Below are 19,903 nucleotides of genomic sequence, written 5' to 3' on the forward strand. Positions count from 1 at the left end.
CATCAGGAGCGAATAATGCAACTCAATCCCTCTGAGATCAGCGAGCTGATCAAGAGCCGGATCCAGGGCCTTGAAGCGAGCGCGGACGTTCGCAACCAGGGCACCGTGATCTCCGTGACCGACGGCATCGTGCGCATCCACGGCCTGTCGGACGTGATGCAAGGCGAAATGCTCGAATTCCCGGGCAACACCTTCGGTCTCGCGCTGAACCTCGAGCGTGACTCGGTCGGCGCCGTGATTCTCGGTGAATACGAACACATTTCGGAAGGCGACATCGTCAAGACGACGGGCCGCATTCTGGAAGTCCCGGTTGGTCCGGAACTGATCGGCCGCGTGGTCGATCCGCTCGGCAACCCGATCGACGGCAAGGGCCCGGTCAACGCCAAGATGACCGACGCGATCGAAAAGATCGCGCCGGGCGTGATCTGGCGTGAAGGCGTGTCGCAGCCGGTGCAAACCGGTCTGAAGTCGATCGACGCAATGGTGCCGATCGGCCGTGGCCAGCGTGAGCTGATCATCGGCGACCGTCAGTGCGGCAAGACCGCAGTGGCCGTCGACACGATCATCAACCAGAAGGGCAAGGATCTGATCTGTATCTACGTCGCCATCGGTCAGAAGGCTTCGTCGATCCAGAACGTGCTGCGCAAGCTCGAAGAAACCGGCGCGATCGAGTACACGATCGTCGTCGCGGCTTCGGCTTCGGAATCGGCTGCGCTGCAGTACCTCGCACCGTACGCCGGCTGCACGATGGGCGAATACTTCCGCGATCGCGGTCAAGATGCCCTGATCATTTATGACGATTTGACCAAGCAAGCCTGGGCATACCGTCAGATCTCGCTGCTGCTGCGCCGCCCGCCGGGCCGCGAAGCTTACCCCGGCGACGTGTTCTATCTCCACTCGCGTCTGCTCGAGCGCGCTGCACGCGTGTCGGCTGACTACGTCGAGAAGTTCACGAACGGTGAAGTCAAGGGCAAGACGGGTTCGCTGACGGCACTGCCGATCATCGAAACGCAAGCTGGCGACGTGACCGCATTCGTTCCGACGAACGTGATCTCGATTACCGACGGCCAGATCTTCCTGGAAACCGACCTGTTCAACGCAGGCATCCGCCCGGCTATCAACGCCGGCGTGTCGGTGTCGCGTGTTGGCGGTGCGGCTCAGACGAAGGTCGTGAAGAAGCTGTCGGGCGGTATCCGTACCGACCTCGCGCAGTACCGTGAACTGGCAGCATTCGCCCAGTTCGCATCGGACCTCGACGAAGCGACCCGCAAGCAGCTCGAGCGCGGCCGCCGCGTGACCGAACTGCTCAAGCAGCCCCAGTACCAGCCGCTGCAAGTCTGGGAACTGGCTGTGGCGCTGTTCTCGGCCAACAACGGCTACCTCGACGACATCGACGTCGCCGAAGTGCTGCCGTTCGAAAAGGGCCTGCGCGAATACCTGAAGTCGAAGCACGCCGACCTCGTCGCGCGCATCGAGGACAAGAAGGACCTGGCGAAGGACGACGAGAACGCGCTCCACGCGGCTCTCAAGGACTTCAAGAAGTCCGGCGCATACTGATCCGTCCGCGAATCAATCTGGATAATCGGACTGGGACCCGAGTAAGCGTGTGAACGCGAACTCGGGTCGACAAAGGAGCAAGCAATGGCTGGAATGAAGGAAATTCGCGGCAAGATCAAGAGCGTGCAAAACACGCGCAAGATCACCAAGGCGATGGAAATGGTCGCGGCATCGAAGATGCGCCGCGCCCAGGAGCGCATGCGCGCTGCTCGCCCGTATGCCGATAAGGTCCGCGACATCGCTGCGCACATGAGCCGTGCGAACCCCGAGTATCGCCATCCGTTCATGACGGAAAACAACGATGCGAAGGTCGCCGGCGTGATTCTCGTCACGACCGACAAGGGTCTGTGCGGCGGGATGAACACCAACGTGCTGCGCGCGACGCTGCAGAAGTTCAAGGATCTGGAAGCGTCCGGCAAGTCGATCGAAGCAACTGCGATCGGCAGCAAGGGCCTCGGTTTCCTGAACCGTCTGCGCGCGAAGACTGTCTCGAACGTCGTGCAGCTCGGCGACACGCCCCATCTCGAAAAGCTGATCGGCGCCATCAAGGTGCAACTCGACCAGTATTCGGAAGGCAAGCTGTCGGCGGTCTACCTGGCGTACACCCGCTTCGTCAACACGATGAAGCAGGAGCCGGTGATCGAGCAGCTGCTGCCGCTGTCGAACGAGCGCCTTGCAGGCGGCGAAGACGATGGCGCGACGCCGAAGTCGCAATGGGACTACATCTACGAGCCGGATGCGCAAACCGTCGTGGACGAACTGCTGGTGCGTTATGTCGAAGCTCTGGTCTATCAGGCCGTGGCGGAAAACATGGCATCGGAACAGTCGGCCCGTATGGTCGCGATGAAGGCCGCGTCGGATAACGCGAAGACGGTTATCAACGAACTGCAGCTCTCGTACAACAAGAGCCGCCAGGCCGCGATTACGAAAGAACTTTCGGAAATCGTCGGCGGCGCAGCAGCCGTCTGATAAACGCGAACCGATTGCGAACCGCGCCGGTGCTAAACCGGTGGGCGAGTGAAGAATTCAGGTATCTAAAGGAAAATCGATGAGTACAACTGCTTTGGTAGAAGGCAAGATCGTACAGTGCATCGGCGCGGTGATCGACGTGGAATTCCCGCGCGAGAGCATGCCGAAGATCTACGACGCGCTGGTTCTCGACGGGTCGGAACTGACCCTGGAAGTGCAGCAGCAGCTCGGCGACGGCGTTGTCCGTACGATCTGTCTGGGTGCGTCGGACGGCCTGCGCCGCGGCACCGTGGTCAAGAACACGGGCAAGCCCATCAGCGTGCCGGTCGGCAAGCCGACGCTTGGCCGTATCATGGACGTGCTCGGTCGCCCGATCGACGAAGCTGGCCCGATCTCGAACGAAGTCACGCGCGCGATCCACCAGAAGGCTCCGGCATTCGACGAACTGTCGCCGTCGGCTGAACTGCTCGAAACCGGCATCAAGGTCATCGACCTGATCTGCCCGTTCGCAAAGGGCGGTAAGGTTGGCCTGTTCGGTGGCGCCGGTGTGGGCAAGACCGTCAACATGATGGAACTGATCAACAACATCGCGAAGGAACACGGTGGTTTCTCCGTGTTCGCCGGTGTTGGCGAGCGTACCCGCGAAGGGAACGACTTCTATCACGAAATGAAGGACTCGAACGTCCTGGACAAGGTTGCGCTGGTCTACGGCCAGATGAACGAGCCGCCGGGCAACCGTCTGCGCGTCGCGCTGACCGGTCTGACGATGGCTGAGCACTTCCGTGACGAAGGCCTCGACGTTCTGTTCTTCGTCGACAACATCTACCGTTTCACGCTGGCTGGCACGGAAGTGTCGGCACTGCTCGGCCGTATGCCGTCGGCAGTGGGCTATCAGCCGACGCTGGCTGAAGAAATGGGCAAGCTGCAAGAGCGCATCACGTCGACCAAGAAGGGCTCGATTACGTCGGTTCAGGCCGTGTACGTCCCTGCGGACGACTTGACCGACCCGTCGCCGGCTACGACCTTCGGCCACCTTGACGCAACCGTCGTTCTGTCGCGTGACATCGCTTCGCTGGGTATCTACCCGGCAGTCGATCCGCTCGACTCGACCTCGCGTCAGATCGACCCGAACGTGATCGGCGAAGAGCACTACTCGATCACGCGCCGCGTGCAGCAGACGCTCCAGCGCTACAAGGAACTGCGCGACATTATCGCGATTCTGGGCATGGACGAACTGTCGCCGGACGACAAGCTGTCGGTCGCTCGCGCACGTAAGATCCAGCGTTTCCTGTCGCAGCCGTTCCACGTCGCGGAAGTCTTCACGGGCTCGCCGGGCAAGTACGTGCCGCTGAAGGAAACCATCCGCGGCTTCAAGATGATCGTCGAAGGCGAATGCGATCACCTGCCGGAGCAGGCGTTCTACATGGTCGGCACGATCGACGAAGCCTTCGAAAAGGCCAAGAAGATCCAGTAAGGGTTAGTTGCCTAAGTGCGAACAGGTCATGCGGCCTGTTCGCTACAGCAGCCAATTAATCCCCAAGGAGTCGACACATATGGCAGCAACCATCAAGGTAGACGTCGTCAGCGCCGAAGAGAGCATCTTCAACGGCCAGGCGAAGTTCATCGCGCTTCCGGGTGAAGCCGGCGAGCTGGGCATTCTGCCGGGCCACACGCCGCTGATCACGCGGATTCGTCCGGGTGCGGTGCGCATCGTGGCCGAAAACGGTGACGAAGAGTTCGTGTTCGTCGCAGGCGGCATTCTCGAAGTGCAGCCGGGCGCCGTGACGGTGCTCGCCGACACCGCGATCCGTGGTAAGGATCTCGACGAAGCGAAGGCCGCCGAAGCGCGCAAGCGTGCCGAAGAGGCGCTGCAGAACGCCGGTTCGAACCTCGAGTACGCAACCGCACAGGCCGAACTGGCCTACGCAGTGGCGCAACTCGCGGCGATCCAGCGCCTGCGCAAGATGAACCAGCATTAAATATCGCGACAGCGCGCCTTTGCGGGTGTGCTGGGCGTTGTGAAACGGGCTCCCCCAGCGGGAGCCCGTTTTTTTTCGTCCGCGCGTTTCGGGGACTTCCCGGATCTCCTTGCCCGACATCGGAAAATCACTTGACGTTTACGGAAAGGTAATGCGAAATCATGCCTTCGTATTCGCCGATGGTGCTTGCGGCGAGCGTGAATCGCGGCGCATGCGCTGCGGGTAAGACTTGATGCCGCCGCCAGGAAAGCCGGTGGCAGAATGGTTTGTGCTTGGCGCTTTCCAGATCGCAGGTTTCCAAATCCATATCGAACGGGACGGAGACTCCCGGGGAGACAGCCACCATGGCAATCGACGCAGCAGGTGCGCAGGCAGCGCTCATCGCGCCGAAAGACGGGCTTTCCTACGTGCGCGGCTCGACCGCCACGCCTTTGAGCGATGCGACCCTCGGCGCGTTTCTGCTCGACACGGCGCAGCGCTTTCCCGACCGCCCGGCGGTCGTGTTTCGCGAGCAGGGCATTCGCTGGAGCTGGCGAGAATTCGCCGACGAGGTGGATGTGCTGGCCGCGGGCTTTCTCGCGCTCGGTATCGAGCCGGGCGAGCGCGTGGGTATCTGGTCGCCGAACCGCGTGGAATGGCTGCTCACGCAGTTCGCCACGGCGCGCATCGGCGCCGTGCTGGTCAACATCAATCCGGCCTATCGCCTGGCCGAACTCGAATACGCGCTGAACAAGGTGGGCTGCAAGGCCATCGTCGCGGCCGAGAGCTTCAAGACCTCGAAGTATCTGGAGATGCTGCAGACGCTCGCGCCCGAACTCGCGAGCGCAACGCCGGGCGATCTGCACGCGGCGAAGCTGCCGGATCTGCGCGCGGTGATCCGCATGTGCGACACCGACACGCCCGGCATGCTCAATTTCAGCGACGTGATCGAGCAGGGCCGCGAGCGTCTCGCGCAAGCCGGCAAGGTCGAACTCGACGCGCTGGGCGCCACGCTCGCCCCCGACGATCCGATCAACATCCAGTTCACCAGCGGCACGACGGGCAACCCGAAGGGCGCGACGCTCACGCATCGCAACGTGCTCAACAACGGCCGCTTTATTGCCATGGCGATGCGGCTCACCGAGGAAGACTCGCTCTGCATTCCGGTGCCGCTGTATCACTGCTTCGGCATGGTGCTCGCGGTGCTGGCCTGCGTTTCGGTGGGCGCGAACATGGTGTTCCCCGGCGAGGCGTTCGACCCGCGCGCGACGCTGCAGGCCGTGTCGGAGGAACGTTGCACCGCGTTGCATGGCGTGCCGACGATGTTCATCGCGGAACTCGATCATCCCGATTTCGCGAGCTTCGATCTCTCGCTGCTGCGCACCGGCATCATGGCGGGCTCGCCGTGCCCGATCGAAACCATGAAGCGCGTGGTCTCGAAGATGCATCTCGCGGAAATCACCATCGCCTACGGCATGACGGAAACGAGCCCGGTGTCGTTCCAGAGCTCGACCACCGATCCGCTCGACAAGCGCACGACCACGGTGGGGCGCATCCAGCCGCATCTGGAAGTGAAGATCGTCGATCCGCTGGGCAATATCGTGCCCGTGGGCGAGACGGGCGAACTCTGCACCAAGGGTTATTCGGTGATGCGCGGCTATTGGGGCGACGACGCCAAAACGGCCGAGTCGATCGTCGATGGCTGGATGCATACGGGCGATCTCGCGACGCTCGACGCCGAGGGCTACTGCAATATCGTCGGGCGGCTAAAGGACATGCTGATTCGCGGCGGCGAGAACATTTATCCGCGTGAAATCGAGGAGTTTCTGTTCCGTCATCCGAAGGTGCAGACGGTGCAGGTGTTCGGCGTGCCCGATGCGAAATATGGCGAGGAAGTGTGCGCGTGGATCGTGCTGCGTCCCGGCGAAGGCGCGACGGCCGAGGAGATCCAGGCGTTCTGCCAGGGCCAGATTGCGCACTACAAGATTCCGAAATACATCCGCTTCGTCGACGAATTGCCGATGACGGTGACGGGCAAGGTGCAGAAGTTCGTGATGCGCGCGCGCATGATCGACGAACTCAAGATTGGCGAGCAGAAAACCGCTTGATCGAGACGCGGGAAAATAATCGGGATGCCGAACGAATGAGCGGAAATCTGCACCCGCTCATTCGAATCGGAATACTGTTTTGCACAAACCAATAGTCATACCGATGCGCAAAAAAGCATCGATAAAAAGCGCTCAAAACAGGGGTTTGGGAATCTGCAGACGAAAAAAAAGCGGGCCTGGAGCCCGCTAAAAACCACACGCTACGGGGTTAGCGCGAGGAGACCAAAGGAGGAGCCGGCTAGAAACGTATAAAAACGCCGGTCACGGCTCCAGCAAGGATGCCCCTAAGAAAGGGCTTCGGCATAATGCCGACCGGCCGGTGATCGTGTCCGCTCACACTGGCACCGAGCCACATCCGTGTTGAAACCGTTGAAGGCATTGTGGGCGAATTAATGAAGCTTCGCGGTAACAAAGTGTTTCAGGTTGTAACGCCCGTCCGATAAGGCTCGGCGGGACTTTTTGCCATCCTGAGCGTTTTGCGAAAGTCATTTTTACCTGCATTTTAGTGCGCTGCGTAACCGTAAAAATGCGTTTTGTAACGCCGCAATTCCATGTGCATGAAGGAAGCCCCGCTGATTGGGCGAAGCACGGTATACGTCACACAAAAGGCATGATGCATGGCGCACATGCAGCGAGCATTCACGTTCGCATTCATGTGCGTCATGCAATGATTCGTCATATCCAATTGCAACGAGTGGTTGCAACTCGTCATACGGTTTAACGAATGTTGTCGCGTCGGAACGAGCGCGCGGCAATCAATTCGATGCGCAATATCACTTCAACCACTTGTCCGAGATCGTCTGATACTCGCCGCTCGCGCGCGCGAGATGCAGCCATTGATCGACATATTGCTGGAACACCACATCGCCGCGCGGCACCATCCAGGCTTTTTCGCCGTACTGGAACGGTTTGTCGGGATGCACGGAACACAGTCCGGGATTGAGCTTCTGTTGCAGAAGCGTTTCGGATGCGTCGGTCACCATGACATCGGCTTTGCCCGCGAGGATCTGCTTGAAGATCGTCACGTTGTCGGGGTACACGGTGAGATTCGCGTGCGGGAAAAACTGCTTCGCAAAGCGCTCGTTCGTGCCGCCCGGATTCACGATCACGCGCGTCGAAGGCTGGTCGATCTGCGCAACGCTTTGATACTTGTTCACGTCGTCGCAACGCACGATGGGCGTCTTGCCGTCGACCTGATAGGCCTCGGTGAAGAACGCGCGCTTCTGGCGCTCGAGCGTGGTCGAGACGCCGCCCACGGCCACATCGCATTTCGCGAGGAAGTCGGTCATGAGGTTCGACCACGTGGTCTTCACGAACTCGGCCTTCACGCTCAGCGACTTCGCGAGCGACTCCGTCATGTCGATGTCGATCCCTTCGAACGTGCCGTCCGGCCTGTAGAACGAGTAGGGCTTGTAGTCGCCGGTCGTGCAGGCGCGCAGCGTGCCGCGCGCCAGTACGTCGTCGAGTCGCGAGGCGCTCGCGCTGCCCTCGGCGAATGCGGCGGGCGTGACAGCCAGCGCCGTCAGCAATGTCGATACGAGCGCGCACGCCGCCGCGATCCTGTTCTTCTTCATATTGGGGTCTCCTCGTGCCCGATCTGGCCGATCGATGTCTGATGCGATGTCGGTGTTATGGAGCGAAAAGCTCATCGATCTTAGCCCGCACGCATCGGCGCGATAACCATGGACTCCACCGATAGGCGGTGGCCGCCCGCGCATTGCAGGCTCGCCGGGCACACTTATCCCGGCCATCAGCGCCATGCCTCGGCGGCGCCTCCGGTAAAATGACAGACTGCTTCCGATTCTCGCGCGCAAGCGCCTCCGCACGTGGCCCACACTCTTCTGAACGACACCTTCCTGCGCGCCTTGCTGCGCCAGCCGACCGAGTACACGCCGATCTGGCTGATGCGCCAGGCGGGCCGCTATCTGCCGGAGTACAACGCCACGCGTAGCCGCGCGGGCAGTTTCCTCGGCCTCGCGAAGAATCCCGATTACGCGACCGAAGTGACGCTGCAGCCGCTGGAGCGCTATCCGCTCGACGCCGCGATCCTGTTCTCTGACATCCTCACGATCCCCGACGCGATGGGCCTCGGCCTGTCGTTCCAGCAGGGCGAGGGTCCGAAGTTCGCGCATCCGGTGCGCACCGAAGCCGATGTCGCGAAGCTCGCGGTGCCGGATATCGGCGAAACGCTCGGCTATGTGACCGATGCCGTGCGCGAAATCCGCCGCGCGCTCACCGATGCCGAAGGTCGCCAGCGCGTGCCGCTGATCGGCTTCTCGGGCAGCCCGTGGACGCTCGCGTGCTACATGGTCGAAGGCGGCGGTTCGGACGACTTCCGCACCGTGAAGTCGATGCTCTACGCGCGCCCGGATCTGATGACGCGCATTCTCGAAGTCAACGCGCAGGCCGTGGCCGCGTATCTGAACGCGCAGATCGAAGCGGGCGCGCAGGCCGTGATGATTTTCGATACCTGGGGCGGCGCGCTCGCGGACGGCATCTATCAGCGCTTCTCGCTCGAATACATCCGCCGCGTGGTGGCGCAGCTCAAGCGCGAGCACGACGGCCAGCGCGTGCCGGTCATCACCTTCACGAAGGGCGGCGGGCTGTGGCTCGACGAGATCGCGCAAACCGGTGTCGATGCGGTCGGCCTCGACTGGACCGTCAACCTCGGCCGTGCGCGCGAGCGCGTGGGCGACCGAGTGGCGCTGCAGGGCAATCTCGATCCGAACGTGCTGTTTGCATCGCCGGCGGCGATCCGCGAACAGGCGCGCGCGGTGCTCGACAGCTTCGGCGCGCACCCCGGCCACGTCTTCAACCTGGGCCACGGCATCTCGCAGTTCACGCCGCCGGAGAGCGTCTCCGAGCTGGTCGACGAGGTCCATCGTCATAGCCGCGCAATCCACGCCGGCGCCTGAGCTTTTGCTGCGTCGCAGCGATCTGGGCTCTGGGCACTAGGGTCGCGTGCGGCGCAACAGGCCATCCAGACGCCATCGCGCCGCTGTCAAGTCTTGACTTATACACACTTGCCACGTTGCGGCGCGCAAGAGGGAAATATTGCCGCAGGGCGTCAGCAAGGCCTGTGAACAATCAATCAGACCCTTGACAGATAAGGCTTTCGCCGCTCCACGGCCATTTGTGCGGTGTCCCACATAATGGCCCCACGCGGCGAGCAGCCGGGCGCTCGGGGGAAGTTCTTAACAAAGTTATCCACAGGCGTAGCGGCGCGGAGCGCGATTGTTCAGCCGAATCCAAAACTTAGCGCGAAAAGTGACGTTCCACATTAAGTTCGGGCGTCGGTGCGCCAGCGCACGTTGCATGTGCCGTCTGTCGCGGGGTGGAGCGTGACGCCATGCTTCGTGCGCGTCGCGCTGGATCATCCGCTGACCGCGCTCTACGACTATCGCTATCCGGCCAACGCCGCGCCGCCGCAGCCGGGCATGCTGGTGCGCGTGCCGTTCGGACGTCGCGAAGCGGTGGGGCTGATCTTCGAAGTGAGCGCTCACAGCGACGTGCCGGCCAACAAGCTGCGCGACGTGATCGCGGTGTGCGCATCGTGCCCGCCTCTGTCGGAACATTGGCTGGCGCTGGTGGGTTTTGCCGCCGATTACTACCAGCGCGGTTTGGGCGAAGTCGCGCTGCCGGCCTTGCCGCAGGCGCTGCGCGATCCCGCGCGCTGGGCGCGACTGCTTGCCCCTGAAGAGCGCTACCGTGTGCTGCCCGCCGGGCACGAAGCCTTGCCCGATGCGCTGCCCGCACGCGCGCAGGCATTGCGACGTCTCGCACAGACGCTGGTGGACGCCGGCGAACTCGATCTCGCCGATGCCCGCGCGCTGCATCCCAAGGCCGCTGCCACGTTCGAATCGTGGCGCGAAGCGGGTTGGGTCGAATACGAATGCGTCGAGTTCGGCACGGCGCAATTCGGCGCGCATGGAGCGTCAAGCACGGCTGCAAAAACTACCGAGGCACAGTCCGCCAAACCCGCGCTTCATCAGCTCAGCGACGAGCAAACCACGGCAGTAGAGGCCATCCTCGAATCGACGGGTTTTGCGCCGTTTTTGCTGCATGGCGTCACGGGCAGCGGCAAGACCGAGGTGTATCTGCGCGCGCTCGCCGGTCTGCTCGAACGCGAGCCCGACGCCCAGGCGCTGGTCCTCGTCCCCGAAATCAATCTCACGCCGCAGTTCGAGGCCGCGTTCCGCACGCGCTTCGCGGGCGTGCTGCCCGAAGGCGCCATCGTTACGCTGCACAGCGGCCTGGCCGAAGGCGAACGCGCGCGTCACTGGCTGGCCGCGCACACGGGCCGTGCGCGCATCGTGCTGGGCACGCGGCTGGCCGTCATGGCGTCGATGCCGCGCCTCGCGATGCTGGTGGTGGACGAAGAACACGATCCCGCCTACAAGCAGCAGGAAGGCTTGCGCTACTCGGCGCGCGATCTGGCGGTGTGGCGCGCCAAGCAGCTCGGTGTGCCGGTCGTGCTGGGATCGGCTACGCCGTCGCTGGAAAGCTGGTGGCAGGCCGATCAGGGCCGCTATACGCGCCTCACGCTGTCACGCCGCGCGGTGGCCGAAGCCGTGCTGCCCACCGTCAAGCTGATCGATCTCGAAGAAGAGCGCCGCCGCGGCCGGGCGTCGTTCGAAGGCCTGTCCGGCCCGCTGGTCGCGGCGATGAAAGCTCGGCTCGAACGCGGCGAGCAAAGCCTGATCTTCCTGAATCGACGTGGCTACGCGCCGGTGCTCTCGTGCGACGCCTGCGGCTGGGTGGCGGGCTGTCCGCGCTGCAGCGCCTACGTGGTGCTGCACAAGCCCGAGCGGGCGCTGCGCTGCCATCACTGCGGCTGGGAATCGCGCATTCCGCACTCGTGCCCGGATTGCGGCAACGTCGATATTGCGCCGATGGGACGCGGCACGCAGCGTATCGAAGAAGCGCTGGCGAGCGCGGTGCCGGGCGCGCGGGTGTTGCGCATCGACGCCGACAGCACGCGCCGCAAGGGCAGCGCGCAGGCGCTCTTTTCGGACGTGCACGCGGGCGAGGTCGATATCCTCGTCGGCACGCAGATGGTCGCCAAGGGCCACGATTTCCAGCGCGTTTCGCTGGTGGGCGTCATGAACGCCGATAACGCGCTGTTCTCGCACGACTTCCGCGCCAGCGAGCGCCTGTTCGCGCAACTGATGCAGGTGAGCGGCCGCGCGGGCCGCGCTGGGCTGCCGGGCGAAGTGATGGTGCAGACGCGCTATCCGCGCCACGCGATCTATCACGCGCTGGCGCGGCACGATTACGTCGGCTTCGCCAATTCGCAGATCGCCGAGCGTCGCGACGCGCATCTGCCGCCGTTCGTCTATCAGGCCTTGCTGCGCGCCGAAGGGCGCACGCTGGAAGCGGCGCTGGCGTTTCTCGCCGAAGCTGCACAGGCGCTCGCGGCGATGCCGACCGCCTCGCGCGTGATGGCCTACGACGCGGTGCCGCTGACGATCGTAAAGGTGATGAACGTGCATCGCGCGCAACTGCTCGTGGAAAGCAGCTCGCGCGCCGCGCTGCAGGCGACGCTGCGCGCGTGGCAACCCACGCTGCGCGGTCTGCGCGGCGTGTTGCGATGGAATCTCGAAGTCGATCCGCTCGATATCTGAGCGATGAAAGCGGGGCGCTCAAAAGCGCAACCCGCGCCTTCGAGGTGTCGAGACGCTCGCGCAACGCGATGGCCTGGTCCGTGGCCGATGCGTTGCGGTGAGACGCGCCCCTGCCTTGCCGCTGCGGTCATTTCGCCGATCTTTCCGATACTGGCTGCGCCGCCGCTGGCGCACGGCGGATCAGCGTTGCACCGCGTGGGCCGCTTCGCCGCTCTCAGGTTGCGCCATACGGACGCGCCGGGACGACACCGCCGTCGCGCCCCGGATAAACAGCACGGCGCACAGCGCGCACATGCTCCAGACACCTGCCACCACCATCCACTTTTCCATTTTTTGGTCCTCGCGCCGGACTGACCGGCTCCCCGTCATGCCTGTATATCGGCAATCGATGCGATTTGAACAGGGTGACAAAAAAGATTCACGCCCAGGGAAAATACCGAGCGCAACCCGCCGTCGCCCCGAACCCCGCCACTGGCCTCAAACCCAGGCTACACGGGGCTTTCGGCGTGGTGCAACCGCGCCGCGAAACTGGTTGCACCTTTTTTTTGGGAGGGGTACGATTCGCCAACTTTTTAGTCTTTGGCCGGTGCGGGTCAGCCGGCATACGAAGGAAACATGGCTAGCACCACCCTTGGCGTCAAGGTCGACGACCTCCTCCGCTCGCGGCTCAAAGATGCCGCTACGCGCCTCGAGCGCACCCCGCACTGGCTCATCAAGCAGGCCATCTTCGCGTACCTCGAAAAGATCGAGCACGGCCAGCTGCCGCCCGAGCTGAACGGTCACGTGAGCGCCGCCGATCTCTCCGATAACACCGGCGACGGCCCCGACGAATACGCGTCGCACCCGTTCCTCGAATTCGCCCAGAACGTGCAACCGCAATCGGTGCTGCGCGCGGCCATTACGGCGGCGTATCGCCGTCCCGAGCCGGAGTGCGTGCCGTTCCTGATCGGCGAAGCGCGTCTGCCCGCCAATCTGACCGCCGACGTCACCAAGCTGGCCACCAAGCTGGTCGAAACGCTGCGCGCCAAGCGCACCGGCGGCGGCGTCGAAGGCCTGATCCACGAGTTCTCGCTGTCCAGCCAGGAAGGCGTGGCGCTGATGTGCCTGGCCGAAGCGCTGCTGCGTATTCCCGACCGCGCCACGCGCGACGCGCTGATCCGCGACAAGATCAGCAAGGGCGACTGGAAATCGCACGTTGGCCACGCGCCGTCGCTGTTCGTGAACGCCGCCACCTGGGGCCTCATGATCACCGGCAAGCTGGTGACGACGAATAGCGAAACCGGTCTGTCGTCGGCGCTCACGCGCATGATCGGCAAGGGCGGCGAGCCGCTGATCCGCAAGGGCGTCGATATGGCGATGCGCCTGATGGGCGAGCAGTTCGTCACCGGCGAAAACATCTCCGAAGCGCTGGCCAACAGCCGCAAGTTCGAAGCACGCGGTTTCCGCTATTCGTACGACATGCTCGGCGAAGCGGCCACCACCGAAGCCGATGCGCAGCGCTACTACGCCGCCTACGAGCAGGCGATCCACGCGATCGGCAAGGCTGCGGGCGGCCGTGGCATCTACGAAGGTCCGGGCATCTCGATCAAGCTGTCCGCGCTGCATCCGCGTTACTCGCGTGCGCAGCAGGAGCGCACCATGAGCGAGCTGCTGCCGCGCGTGCGTGCGCTCGCAGTTCTCGCACGCCGCTATGACATCGGCCTGAATATCGACGCCGAAGAAGCCGACCGTCTCGAAATCTCGCTCGACCTGCTCGAAGCGCTCTGTTTCGATCAGGAACTGGCGGGCTGGAACGGCATCGGTTTCGTGGTGCAGGCGTACCAGAAGCGCTGCCCGTTCGTGATCGACTACATCGTCGATCTGGCGCGCCGCAGCCGTCACCGCATCATGGTGCGTCTCGTGAAGGGCGCGTACTGGGATACGGAAATCAAGCGTGCGCAGGTCGACGGCCTCGAAGGCTATCCGGTCTACACGCGCAAGATCTACACCGACGTCTCGTACCTCGCCTGCGCGAAGAAGCTGCTGGGCGCGCCGGACGCGGTGTATCCGCAGTTCGCCACGCACAACGCCTACACGCTCGCGGCGATCTATCACCTCGCGGGCAACAACTACTATCCTGGCCAGTACGAATTCCAATGCCTGCACGGCATGGGCGAGCCGCTGTACGAAGAAGTCACCGGCCCGCTGGCGCAGGGCAAGCTGAACCGTCCGTGCCGCGTGTACGCACCGGTCGGCACGCACGAAACGCTGCTCGCGTACCTCGTGCGCCGTCTGCTGGAAAACGGCGCGAACACCTCGTTCGTGAACCGTATCGCCGATGAAACCGTGCCGGTCAGCGAGCTCGTGACGAACCCCGTCGACGATGCCTCGAAGGTCGTGCCGCCGGGCGCGCCGCACACGAAGATTCCGCTGCCGCGCGAACTGTTCGGCAGCGAGCGTCTGAATTCGATGGGTCTCGATCTCTCGAACGAACATCGCCTGGCGTCGCTGTCGTCGGCGCTGCTGGCAAGCGCGCATCATCCGTGGCGCGCCGCGCCGATGCTCGCCGACATCGATCTCGCCGACGGCGTGGCGCGTGACGTGCGCAACCCGTCCGATCTCCGCGATCTGGTCGGCACCGTGGTCGAAGCCACCAGCGAACACGTGAGCGCCGCGCTCGCGCACGCCGTCGCCGCCGCGCCGATCTGGCAGGCCACGCCGGTCGAAGCGCGCGCCGATTGCCTGTCGCGCGCTGCCGATCTGCTCGAAGCGCAGATGCACACGCTGATGGGCCTGATCGTGCGCGAAGCGGGCAAGTCGCTGCCGAACGCCATCGCCGAAATCCGCGAAGCGATCGACTTCCTGCGCTACTACGCCACGCAGATCCGCGAAGAGTTTTCGAACGACACGCATCGTCCGCTCGGCCCGGTCGTCTGTATCAGCCCGTGGAACTTCCCGCTGGCGATCTTCATCGGCCAGGTGGCCGCCGCGCTCGCCGCCGGCAACACCGTGCTCGCGAAGCCGGCCGAACAGACGCCGCTGATCGCCGCGCAAGCCGTGCGCATCCTGCGCGAAGCGGGCGTGCCCGCAGGCGCGGTGCAACTGCTGCCGGGCGATGGCGAAACCGTGGGCGCGGCGCTGGTCGCCGATGCACGCACGCGCGCCGTCATGTTCACGGGCTCGACCGAAGTCGCGCGCCTCATCAACAAGACGCTGTCGCAGCGTCTGGATTCGGATGGCCGTCCGATCCCGCTGATCGCCGAAACGGGCGGCCAGAACGCGATGATCGTCGATTCGTCGGCGCTCGCGGAACAGGTCGTCGCCGATGTGCTGCAAAGCGCATTCGACTCGGCTGGCCAGCGTTGCTCGGCGCTGCGCGTGCTGTGTCTGCAGGACGACGTGGCCGATCGCACGCTGGAAATGCTCACGGGCGCGATGCAGGAACTGGCGGTGGGCAACCCCGATCGTCTCTCGGCCGACGTCGGCCCGGTGATCGACGCCGATGCCAAACGCGGTATCGACGCTCACGTGGCCGGCATGCGCGAAAAGGGCCGCAAGGTCCTGCAGATGGCGATGGGCGACGACTGCGCGAAGGGCACTTTCGTGCCGCCGACGCTGATCGAAATCGACAACCTCGACGAACTCAAGCGCGAAGTGTTCGGTCCGGTGCTGCACGTGATCCGTTATCGCCGCAGCCAGCTCGACAAGCTGCTCGAACAGATCCGCGCAACCGGTTACGGCCTCACGCTCGGCATCCATACACGTATCGACGAAACCATCGCGCACGTGATTGGCCGCGCGCATGTGGGCAACATCTACGTGAACCGTAACGTGATTGGCGCGGTGGTCGGCGTGCAGCCGTTCGGCGGCGAAGGTCTGTCGGGCACGGGTCCGAAGGCGGGTGGCGCGCTGTATCTGTCGCGTCTGCTGGCCAAGCGTCCGGCCGGTCTGCCGAAGTCGCTCGCGGATGCGCTGATCGTCGATCAACCGCAAGGCGAAGGCTCGGGCAATTCCGCTCACGCGAATCTCACGACGCTGCGCGACTGGCTGATCGCCGAGCGCGAACCCGCACTCGCGGCGCGCTGCGACGGCTATCTGCAATACGTGCTGGCAGGCGCTACGGCGGTGCTCTCGGGCCCGACCGGCGAGCGCAACACCTACACGCTGTCGGCGCGCGGCACGGTGCTGTGCGTGGCTTCGACGCCGACCGGCGCACGTGCGCAGCTCGCCGTCGTGCTGGCCACCGGCAACCGCGCGCTGTTCCAGGGCGCGGCCGGCGAAGCGCTGGTGAACGCGCTGCCCGCAGCGCTCAAGGCACACGTCGCGATCAAGAAGACGGCCGACGCCGACTTCGACGCCGTGCTGTTCGAAGGCGATAGCGACGAACTGCTCGGCCTCGTGAAAGACGTGGCCAAACGCACCGGCCCGATCGTCTCGGTGCAGGGCGTGGCGGCTCACGCGCTCGCCAACGGCGATGAGGATTACGCGCTCGAACGACTCCTCACGGAGCGCTCGGTCAGCGTGAATACGGCTGCGGCTGGCGGCAATGCAAATCTGATGACGATCGGTTAAGCACAGTCCATACTGTCGGTCGTCTCAAGACAAGGAAGCGGCAAAGCTACGAGCCGAAGCCGCTCATTCGTTACCTGGTACCAAGGAGAAGCTATGCAACACACGATGAAGCAGCTGGCAGGCGCAACGCTCGTTGCCGCCCTGTCGCTGGCGGGGACCGCACACGCGCAGCAGGTCGAGGACGTGAAGGTCGGTTTCGCTGGCCCGATGACGGGTGCGCAGGCGCACTACGGCAAGGACTTCCAGAACGGCATCACGCTCGCAGTGGAAGACATGAACGCGACCAAGCCGGTGATCGGCGGCAAGCAAGTGCGTTTCGTGCTGGATTCCGCGGATGACCAGGCCGACCCGCGCACGGGCACGACGGTCGCGCAGAAGCTTGTCGACGACGGCATCAAGGGCATGCTCGGCCACTTCAACTCGGGCACGACGATCCCGGCTTCGCGCATCTACGCGAACGCGGGCATCCCCGAAATCGCCATGGCAACGGCGCCGGAATACACGCAGCAAGGCTTCAAAACGACGTTCCGCATGATGACGTCGGACACGCAGCAAGGCTCGGTGGCTGGCGCGTTCGCGGTGAAGAACCTCGGCATGAAGAAGATCGTCGTGGTCGATGACCGCACGGCTTACGGCCAGGGTCTCGCCGACGAATTCGCCAAGGCGGCCAAGGCTGCTGGCGGCACCATCGTCGATCGCGAATACACCAACGACAAGGCCGTCGACTTCAAGTCGATCCTGACGAAGGTGAAGTCGCTGAACCCGGATCTGGTCTACTACGGCGGCGCCGATTCGCAGGCCGCACCGATGGTCAAGCAGATGAAGTCGCTGGGAGTGAAGGCCCCGCTGATGGGCGGCGAAATGGTTCACACGCCGACCTTCCTGCAGATCGCGGGTGACGCAGCGAACGGCACGGTCGCTTCGCTGGCGGGCCTGCCGCTGGAAGAAATGCCGGGCGGCAAGGACTACGTTGCGAAGTACAAGAAGCGCTTCGGTGAAGACGTGCAGACGTACTCGCCGTACGCATACGACGGCGCAATGGCCATGTTCGACGCCATGAAGAAGGCCAATTCGACGGACCCGGCGAAGTACCTGCCGCTCCTCGCGAAGACCAGCATGCCGGCTGTGACGTCCAAGGACCTCGCGTATGACGCGAAGGGCGACCTGAAGAACGGCGGCATCACGCTGTACAAGGTTGTCGACGGCAAGTGGACGACGCTGCAAAGCGTGGGCGGCAAGTAAGCGCTTTTGAGCGCTTGACGCTAGCCTGAAGTAAAAAAGCCCCGCGAGATCGCAAGATCCGCGGGGCTTCTGTTTTATGCGCGCGCCTTCGATAACGTCAAAGGTGAGCTTATTCAGGATTCCTTTTCAGTCTTTTTTCCCGTCATTCGCCGCGCGATTTTCTGCCCGCTTCGCGTACCTGTTCGAGCGTAGCCGCTGGCGTGCTCGCTTCCTTCGTCACGCGGATTTCGATCAGCGCGGGCTTGCCCGCCTTGAGCGCGCGCTCGAGTGCAGGGCCGAATTGCGCCGTGCTCGTCACCACTTCGCCTTGCGCGCCGAACGACTGCGCGAACGCCGCGAAATCCGGATTGGTGAGTTGCGTGCCATGCACGCGGTTCGGATAGTGGCGCTCCTGATGCATGCGGATCGTGCCGTAGTGGCTGTTGTTCACGACGATGAACACCACGTTCAGGCCGTACTGCATCGCAGTGGCGAGTTCGGGCGCGGCCATCATGAAGCAGCCGTCGCCCGCGAGCGCCACCACGGCGCGTTCTGGATAAAGCGACTTTGCGGCGATCGCAGCGGGCACGCCATAACCCATCGCGCCGCTGGTGGGCGCAAGCTGCGAACGGAAATGCCGGTAAGCAAAGTGCCGATGCAGCCAGGTCGCGTAGTTGCCCGCACCGTTCGTGACGATCGCGTCATCGGGTAGTTGCGCGCGCAACTGTTGCATGACTTCGCCGAGTTGCACATCGCCGGGCATCGGGCGCGGCGCGCGCCACGCGAGATACGCTTCGTGCGCCTCGGTGGCGGCCCCGGTCCACGCAGGCATATCGGGCGCGGGCAAGGCCGCCAGCAATGCCGCCATTTCCGCGAGACCGGAAACGATCGGCAAATCGGCGGCATAGACGCGGCCGAGTTCTTCCGCGCCTTGATGCACGTGAATCAGCGTCTGCTGCGTTTTGGGAATGTCGAAGAGCGTGTAGCCGCCCGTGGTGGATTCGCCCAGACGCGGGCCGAGCGCAAGCAGCACATCGGCTTCGCGAATACGCGCGGCCAGCGCCGGATTGATCCCGAGACCCACATCGCCCGCATAGTTCGGATGATCGTTGCTGAGCGTGTCCTGGAAGCGGAACGCGAGACCCAGCGGCAACTGCCAGTTCTCGATAAAGCGTTGCAGATCGGCGCAGGCATCAGGCGTCCAGCCGTGGCCGCCCGCGATCACGAAGGGCTTTTTCGCGCCCGCCAGCAACGCGCGCACGCGTTCCATCTGCGCCGCCGATGGCGACGCCTGCACGCGCTGCGCGGCCGGCGGCGTGCGCTGCGCTTCGGCGGCGGGAATCGCGCCGCTGAGCATGTCTTCGGGCAGCGCGAGCACGACCGGACCAGGGCGGCCCGAGGTCGCGATATGGAAAGCGTGGCTCAGGTATTCGGGCACGCGGCGCGCGTCGTCGATCTGCGCGACCCACTTCGCCATCTGCCCGAACATGCGCCGATAGTCGATCTCCTGAAACGCCTCGCGGTCCATCTGTTCGCGCGCGACCTGGCCGATCAGCAGGATCATCGGCGTGGAATCCTGGAAGGCCGTATGCACGCCGATCGACGCGTGCGTCGCGCCCGGCCCGCGCGTGACGAGCGCCACGCCCGGCTTGCCGGTGAGCTTGCCGGTGGCTTCGGCCATATTGGCGGCGGCCGCTTCGTGACGGCACACGATGGTGTCGATGCGCGCGGTTTCATCGGCGAGCGAATCGAGCACGGCGAGATAGCTCTCGCCGGGTACGCAGAACACGCGCTCGACGCCATTGGCGACCAGCGCATCCACCACGAGGCGTGCGCCGGTGGTGGTCGATGCCTTGCTTGAAGCGATTTCGTTCGACTGCTGCTGCATGGCGTTGCTGTCTCCTCTCAGTCCTGA

The 19,903-nt window shown here is 63.9% G+C and carries 13 protein-coding genes; 9 read left to right on the forward strand and 4 right to left on the reverse strand.

The features are described from left to right. The first annotated feature begins 15 nt into the window (after nt 1–15). From atpA to U5A67_RS09765, 4 genes are all read left to right on the forward strand, one after another. A complete protein-coding gene (gene atpA / locus U5A67_RS09750; RefSeq protein ID WP_205983190.1) occupies nt 16–1,557 on the forward strand; it encodes a F0F1 ATP synthase subunit alpha in 1,542 nt (513 codons plus the stop codon). 84 nt (nt 1,558–1,641) lie between these two features. Beyond that, nucleotides 1,642–2,526, forward strand: a complete 885-nt coding sequence (gene atpG / locus U5A67_RS09755; protein ID WP_205983191.1) for a F0F1 ATP synthase subunit gamma — start codon at nt 1,642–1,644, stop codon at nt 2,524–2,526. 79 nt (nt 2,527–2,605) lie between these two features. Continuing rightward, nucleotides 2,606–4,000 carry a F0F1 ATP synthase subunit beta gene (gene atpD, locus U5A67_RS09760; RefSeq protein WP_205983192.1) on the forward strand — a complete coding sequence of 465 codons (1,395 nt, stop codon included), beginning with the start codon at nt 2,606–2,608 and terminating at the stop codon, nt 3,998–4,000. A 79-nt stretch (nt 4,001–4,079) separates the two neighbouring features. Next, a complete protein-coding gene (locus tag U5A67_RS09765; protein WP_042296371.1) occupies nt 4,080–4,505 on the forward strand; it encodes a F0F1 ATP synthase subunit epsilon in 426 nt (141 codons plus the stop codon). A 127-nt stretch (nt 4,506–4,632) separates the two neighbouring features. On the opposite strand, the gene U5A67_RS09770 is transcribed toward U5A67_RS09765, so the two are convergent. Further along, nucleotides 4,633–4,851 (reverse strand): hypothetical protein, encoded by a 219-nt coding sequence (locus tag U5A67_RS09770; RefSeq protein WP_321813830.1) that lies wholly within the window; start codon nt 4,849–4,851, stop codon nt 4,633–4,635. Here U5A67_RS09770 and U5A67_RS09775 point away from each other — a divergent pair. After that, nucleotides 4,850–6,592 (forward strand): AMP-binding protein, encoded by a 1,743-nt coding sequence (locus tag U5A67_RS09775; RefSeq protein ID WP_321813831.1) that lies wholly within the window; start codon nt 4,850–4,852, stop codon nt 6,590–6,592. The two genes, U5A67_RS09770 and U5A67_RS09775, sit on opposite strands and share 2 nt — an antisense overlap. A gap of 773 nt (nt 6,593–7,365) precedes the next feature. Here U5A67_RS09775 and U5A67_RS09780 read toward each other — a convergent pair. Further along, nucleotides 7,366–8,166 carry a transporter substrate-binding domain-containing protein gene (locus tag U5A67_RS09780; RefSeq protein WP_321813832.1) on the reverse strand — a complete coding sequence of 267 codons (801 nt, stop codon included), beginning with the start codon at nt 8,164–8,166 and terminating at the stop codon, nt 7,366–7,368. A gap of 252 nt (nt 8,167–8,418) precedes the next feature. On the opposite strand from U5A67_RS09780, the gene hemE reads away from it, so the two are divergent. Both hemE and U5A67_RS09790 read left to right on the forward strand, forming a co-directional pair. Next, nucleotides 8,419–9,507, forward strand: coding sequence for a uroporphyrinogen decarboxylase (gene hemE, locus U5A67_RS09785; protein ID WP_205983196.1), 1,089 nt, complete (start codon nt 8,419–8,421; stop codon nt 9,505–9,507). 426 nt (nt 9,508–9,933) lie between these two features. Further along, nucleotides 9,934–12,216, forward strand: coding sequence for a primosomal protein N' (locus U5A67_RS09790; RefSeq protein WP_321813833.1), 2,283 nt, complete (start codon nt 9,934–9,936; stop codon nt 12,214–12,216). A 180-nt stretch (nt 12,217–12,396) separates the two neighbouring features. On the opposite strand, the gene U5A67_RS09795 is transcribed toward U5A67_RS09790, so the two are convergent. Beyond that, the gene (locus U5A67_RS09795) at nt 12,397–12,546 is read right to left on the reverse strand and encodes a hypothetical protein (RefSeq protein WP_205983198.1); all 150 of its coding nucleotides are present in this window, start codon (nt 12,544–12,546) and stop codon (nt 12,397–12,399) included. A gap of 285 nt (nt 12,547–12,831) precedes the next feature. On the opposite strand from U5A67_RS09795, the gene putA reads away from it, so the two are divergent. Both putA and U5A67_RS09805 read left to right on the forward strand, forming a co-directional pair. Next, on the forward strand, nt 12,832–16,767 hold the full coding sequence (putA, locus tag U5A67_RS09800; RefSeq protein ID WP_321813834.1) for a trifunctional transcriptional regulator/proline dehydrogenase/L-glutamate gamma-semialdehyde dehydrogenase: 3,936 nt from the start codon (nt 12,832–12,834) through the stop codon (nt 16,765–16,767). A gap of 93 nt (nt 16,768–16,860) precedes the next feature. Further along, nucleotides 16,861–18,009, forward strand: a complete 1,149-nt coding sequence (locus U5A67_RS09805; protein ID WP_205983200.1) for a branched-chain amino acid ABC transporter substrate-binding protein — start codon at nt 16,861–16,863, stop codon at nt 18,007–18,009. A gap of 142 nt (nt 18,010–18,151) precedes the next feature. Here U5A67_RS09805 and U5A67_RS09810 read toward each other — a convergent pair whose 3' ends face one another. Continuing rightward, a complete protein-coding gene (locus tag U5A67_RS09810) occupies nt 18,152–19,876 on the reverse strand; it encodes a thiamine pyrophosphate-binding protein (protein ID WP_321813835.1) in 1,725 nt (574 codons plus the stop codon). Nucleotides 19,877–19,903 lie beyond the last annotated feature (27 nt).

The sequence above is a fragment of the Paraburkholderia sp. J69-1 genome (assembly GCF_905220255.1).
In the GTDB taxonomy this organism is placed as follows: domain Bacteria; phylum Pseudomonadota; class Gammaproteobacteria; order Burkholderiales; family Burkholderiaceae; genus Paraburkholderia.

What these genes read in the sequence shown, in the direction of transcription:
- atpA (WP_205983190.1), top strand. Translation starts at nt 16, where the DNA reads ATGCAACTCAATCCCTCTGAGATCAGCGAGCTGATCAAGAGCCGGATC.
- atpG (WP_205983191.1), top strand. Translation starts at nt 1,642, where the DNA reads ATGGCTGGAATGAAGGAAATTCGCGGCAAGATCAAGAGCGTGCAAAAC.
- atpD (WP_205983192.1), top strand. Translation starts at nt 2,606, where the DNA reads ATGAGTACAACTGCTTTGGTAGAAGGCAAGATCGTACAGTGCATCGGC.
- U5A67_RS09765 (WP_042296371.1), top strand. Translation starts at nt 4,080, where the DNA reads ATGGCAGCAACCATCAAGGTAGACGTCGTCAGCGCCGAAGAGAGCATC.
- U5A67_RS09775 (WP_321813831.1), top strand. Translation starts at nt 4,850, where the DNA reads ATGGCAATCGACGCAGCAGGTGCGCAGGCAGCGCTCATCGCGCCGAAA.
- U5A67_RS09770 (WP_321813830.1), bottom strand. Translation starts at nt 4,851, where the DNA reads ATGGTGGCTGTCTCCCCGGGAGTCTCCGTCCCGTTCGATATGGATTTG.
- U5A67_RS09780 (WP_321813832.1), bottom strand. Translation starts at nt 8,166, where the DNA reads ATGAAGAAGAACAGGATCGCGGCGGCGTGCGCGCTCGTATCGACATTG.
- U5A67_RS09795 (WP_205983198.1), bottom strand. Translation starts at nt 12,546, where the DNA reads ATGGAAAAGTGGATGGTGGTGGCAGGTGTCTGGAGCATGTGCGCGCTG.
- putA (WP_321813834.1), top strand. Translation starts at nt 12,832, where the DNA reads ATGGCTAGCACCACCCTTGGCGTCAAGGTCGACGACCTCCTCCGCTCG.
- U5A67_RS09805 (WP_205983200.1), top strand. Translation starts at nt 16,861, where the DNA reads ATGCAACACACGATGAAGCAGCTGGCAGGCGCAACGCTCGTTGCCGCC.
- U5A67_RS09810 (WP_321813835.1), bottom strand. Translation starts at nt 19,876, where the DNA reads ATGCAGCAGCAGTCGAACGAAATCGCTTCAAGCAAGGCATCGACCACC.